4 protein-coding genes and 1 tRNA gene are annotated in these 3,991 nt (G+C 73.6%); 1 reads left to right on the top strand and 4 read right to left on the bottom strand.

Translation table 11 applies throughout. The features are described from left to right. The 4 genes from VE546_RS23575 to VE546_RS23560 all read right to left on the bottom strand — a co-directional run. The coding region (locus tag VE546_RS23575) for a homoserine dehydrogenase (RefSeq protein ID WP_324925620.1) at positions 1-867 on the bottom strand (867 nt) is incomplete at its 3' end. Between the two features lie 140 nt (positions 868-1,007). Then, the gene (lysA, locus tag VE546_RS23570) at positions 1,008-2,399 is read right to left on the bottom strand and encodes a diaminopimelate decarboxylase (RefSeq protein WP_324925616.1); all 1,392 of its coding nucleotides are present in this window, start codon (positions 2,397-2,399) and stop codon (positions 1,008-1,010) included. Positions 2,400-2,416: 17 nt separating this feature from the next. Continuing rightward, positions 2,417-3,241 carry an arginine--tRNA ligase gene (locus VE546_RS23565; RefSeq protein WP_324925614.1) on the bottom strand — a complete coding sequence of 275 codons (825 nt, stop codon included), beginning with the start codon at positions 3,239-3,241 and terminating at the stop codon, positions 2,417-2,419. A 94-nt stretch (positions 3,242-3,335) separates the two neighbouring features. After that, complete coding sequence (locus VE546_RS23560; protein ID WP_414720558.1) at positions 3,336-3,770, bottom strand: response regulator; 435 nt, start codon at positions 3,768-3,770, stop codon at positions 3,336-3,338. Between the two features lie 147 nt (positions 3,771-3,917). Here VE546_RS23560 and VE546_RS23555 point away from each other — a divergent pair. Further along, positions 3,918-3,989 (top strand) — tRNA-Arg (locus tag VE546_RS23555). Positions 3,990-3,991 lie beyond the last annotated feature (2 nt).

Below are 3,991 nucleotides of genomic sequence, written 5' to 3'. Positions count from 1 at the left end.
GACGAACACGGCGTTGTAGGCGCCGCGCACGGAGGCGAGGGGGTGGCTGAGCGGGATCATCGCCGGGTGCACCCGCGCGGTGACCGACGCCCCGTCCCGGGCCCGCTCGCAGATGGCGAGCAGCTTGATGGTGCAGCCCATCTCCTTGGCGGAGGCGAAGTCGGCGGCGGTGACCTCGGTCATGCCCTCGCGGTAGACGTCGTCCAGGCGCACCCGCGTGTGGAAGGCGATCCCGGCGAGGATGGCCGCCTTGGCGGCGGCGTCGAAGCCCTCGACGTCGGCGGTCGGGTCGGCCTCGGCGTACCCGAGGGCGGTGGCCTCGTCCAGCGCCTCGGCGTACCCGGCGCCGGTGGAGTCCATCCGGTCCAGGATGAAGTTGGTGGTGCCGTTGACGATGCCCAGGATGCGGTTGACCTTGTCGCCCGCCAGGGACTCGCGCAGCGGGCGCACCAGCGGGATCGCCGCCGCGGCGGCGGCCTCGTAGTAGAGGTCCGCGCCGTGCTTCTCGGCGATCTCGTGGAGGGTCGAGCCGTCCTCGGCGAGCAGCGCCTTGTTGGCGGTGACCACGCTGGCGCCGTGCTCGAAGGCGGTGGTGATCAGGGTGCGGGCCGGCTCGATGCCGCCGATGACCTCGACGACCACGTCTATGTCGCCCCGGCTGACCAGGGCGGTGGCGTCGGTGGTGATCAGCTCGGGCGCGATGCCCTCGCGGACCCGTCCGGGCCGCCGGACGGCGACCCCGGCCAGTTCGACCGGGGCGCCGATCCGGGCCGCGAGGTCCTCGGAGTGCGTCGTCATGATGCGTGCCACCTCTGAGCCGACGACCCCACAGCCCAGCAGCGCCACCTTCAGCGGACGCGTACGCATCATTAGACCTCGCTATCTTCACAGTCCGGTGGGATCAGTCTCACGTACGAACGGGTGAATTCCCCGTTCTGTCCAGCATGCGAGACATTGTCCTCTGTTTTTGAGACAGCCGCCCCGGACGGCGTCCGGGGCGGACGCCGCTATCCGACGTCCAGGCGGAGCAGGTCCTCCTCCGTCTCGCGCCGGACGATCACTCGCGCCCTCCCGCCCGAGACCGCCACCACGGGCGGGCGCAGGGCGTGGTTGTAGTTGCTCGCCATCGACCGGCAGTACGCCCCGGTGGCCGGCACGGCGATCAGGTCCCCCGGGGCCAGGTCGGCGGGGAGGAAGGCGTCGCGCACCACGATGTCGCCGCTCTCGCAGTGCTTGCCGACCACGCGCGCGAGCATCGGCCCGGCGTCGGAGGTGCGGGAGACGAGGGCGACGGAGTACTCGGCGTCGTACAGCGCGGTGCGGATGTTGTCGGACATGCCGCCGTCCACGCTGACGTACGTCCGCAGGCCCGGCAGCTCCTTGACGGTACCGACCTCGTAGAGCGTGAACGTCGTCGGACCGGCGATGGCCCGGCCCGGCTCGACCGACAGCCGCGGCACCGCCAGCCCGGCGGCACCGCACTCGTGGGCGACGATGTCGTGCAGCGCCTTGGCGATCTCGTGGGGCTCGCGCGGGTCGTCGTCGGGGGTGTAGGCGATGCCGAGCCCGCCGCCGAGGTCGATCTCGGGCAGCTCGATCCGGTGCTCGTCGCGGATCTCGGTCAGCAACTGCACCACGCGGCGCGCGGCGACCTCGAAACCGGCCATGTCGAAGATCTGCGAGCCGATGTGGGAGTGGATGCCGACCAGCTCCAGGCTGTCCAGCTTCAGCACCCGCCGCACCGCCTCGGCCGCCTGCCCGTCGGCGAGCGCCAGGCCGAACTTCTGGTCCTCGTGGGCGGTGGCGATGAACTCGTGGGTGTGCGCCTCGACGCCGACCGTCACCCGGACCTGCACGCGCTGGCGCCGGCCGAGCCGCTCGGCGACGTGCGCCACGCGGGCGATCTCCTGGAAGGAGTCGAGCACGATCCGGCCGACCCCGGCCTCGACCGCCCGCTCGATCTCGGCGGTGGACTTGTTGTTGCCGTGCAGCGCGATGCGCTCGGCCGGCATCCCGCCGGCCAGGGCGGTGGCCAGTTCGCCGCCGGAGCAGACGTCGAGGTTGAGCCCCTCCTCCGTCAGCCAGCGCACCACGGTGCGGCACAGGAACGCCTTCCCGGCGTAGAACACGTCGGCGTCCTCGCCGAAGGCCTCGCGCCAGGCCCGGCAGCGGGCCCGGAAGTCGTCCTCGTCCAGGACGTAGGCGGGCGTGCCGAACTCCTCGGCCAGCGTGACCACGTCCAGTCCGCCGACGGTCGCGACGCCCCGCTCGTTCCGGGTGACGGTGCGGGCCCACACGCGCGGGTCGAGGGCGTTGAGGTCGGCGGGCGGCGGGGTGTAGTGGCCCTCGGGGAGCACATCGGCGTGACGGGGCCCGGCGGGGTGTGCGGAACGGCTCATGGTCGCTTCGGATCTCCTCAGAGACGTGCGGGTGCGGTGACGCCCAGCCGGGACAGGCCGCCGGCCAGCACCGTCCCGGCGGCCTGGGCGAGGGCCAGCCGGGCGCGGTGGGCGGCCAGGGGTTTCTGCTCCCCGACGGGCAGGACGCACCCGTGTATGTCGAGGAAGGCGTCGGCGACCGCCTCCAGGTGGCGGGCGAGCCGGTCGGGCGAGCCGGAGCCGGCGATCCGCTCGTACTCGGCGAGCAGTCCGAGGAGCGCCAGCTCGCGCGGGGCGTCGTAGGCGTACCCGCCCGCCCCGGCCTCGGGCCCGAAGCCGAGGTCGTGCGCGTTGCGCAGCAGCGCCCGGGCGCGCGCGTGGGCGTACTGCACCAGGAAGAGGGGGTTGGTCTCCCGCTGCTCCAGCGAGGGCTCCTCGCCGGTGGCGGCGGCCCAGCACCGGGCGTCGCGCGCGGGGTCGGTGGACGCCTCGGCGGGATGCTCCCCGTCCGCCGCCCCGTCCTCCGCCGACAGGGCCCTCACCAGCTCGGCCCGCGCCCCGCCGGCCACGGTGACGTTGAGGAAGCCGGGCCCGGCGACCGCCACCTCGGCGATGCCCTCCTCCCGCACCAGCCCCTCCCGCAGGACCTCGGCGACGCGGCGGGCGGGCTGCCCGGTGACGGCGGCGAGCCGCAGGGCGGCGTTGGTGGCGTAGTCCCCGCAGCCCGGACGCGGCGGCCGTCCCACGGTGATCCGCTCCGGCAGCGCGTCCAGCGCGCCCGCGGGCAGCTCGCCCAGCGCACCGTCGCCGACGGCACGACGCACGGTGCGCAGCACGGCGCGCGAGAGCTGGGCGGGAGTCACGCGACAAGGGTAGGGGAGGAGGTACGGGGATGTGCGAACGCATTCCGGGGGATGACACGCACCTCACACCCGGCGGCGACGTCCGTGCACGCGCTCAGCCCAGTGGTCCCACGGCGGGCTCCGCCTCGCACGGCTCACCCGTCCCCCGTCTCCCGCCGGCCAGCCGCCGCACCATCCGCACCAGCTCCACCGGCTCGAACGGCTTGGCCAGGAACGCGTCCGCCCCCGCCGCGCGCGCCCGCTCGCTCCCCAGCCCCGCCGACGCGCACGCGCTGACGATCGCCAGGGGGATGTCCCGCGTCCGCTCGCCGGCGCGCAGCAGCTCGGCGGTCCGCAGGCCGTCGAGCCGGGGCATGACGACGTCGAGCGTGATCACGTCGGGCCGCACCCGCTCCACGACCTCCAGACACTCGGCACCATCGGCCGCGGTCACGACCTCGAAGCCCTCGAGCTCCAGGTTGACCCTGATCAGCTGCCGGATGACCTTGCTGTCGTCCACCACAAGGACCCGGCCGGACACGCCAGGCACACCTCAGAGGGTAGGCCCGCACCTCCCCCCGCGTCCGGCTTTTCCCTTTTTCCGCCCGCCCGGCTCCGGAAACCCGGTTCCGAACCACCCCTCGGAAGCTGGTAGTGTTCTACCCGTCGAAGCGATCAGCGAGATCGCCGCCGACGAGCCCCCGTAGCTCAGGGGATAGAGCAACGGCCTCCGGAGCCGTGTGCGCAGGTTCGAATCCTGCCGGGGGCACC

This window comes from Streptomyces sp. (assembly GCF_035644915.1).
Lineage (GTDB): Bacteria > Actinomycetota > Actinomycetes > Streptomycetales > Streptomycetaceae > Streptomyces.
Note: the sequence above shows the minus strand (reverse complement) of the source record. Positions and strands in the feature narration are given on the sequence as shown.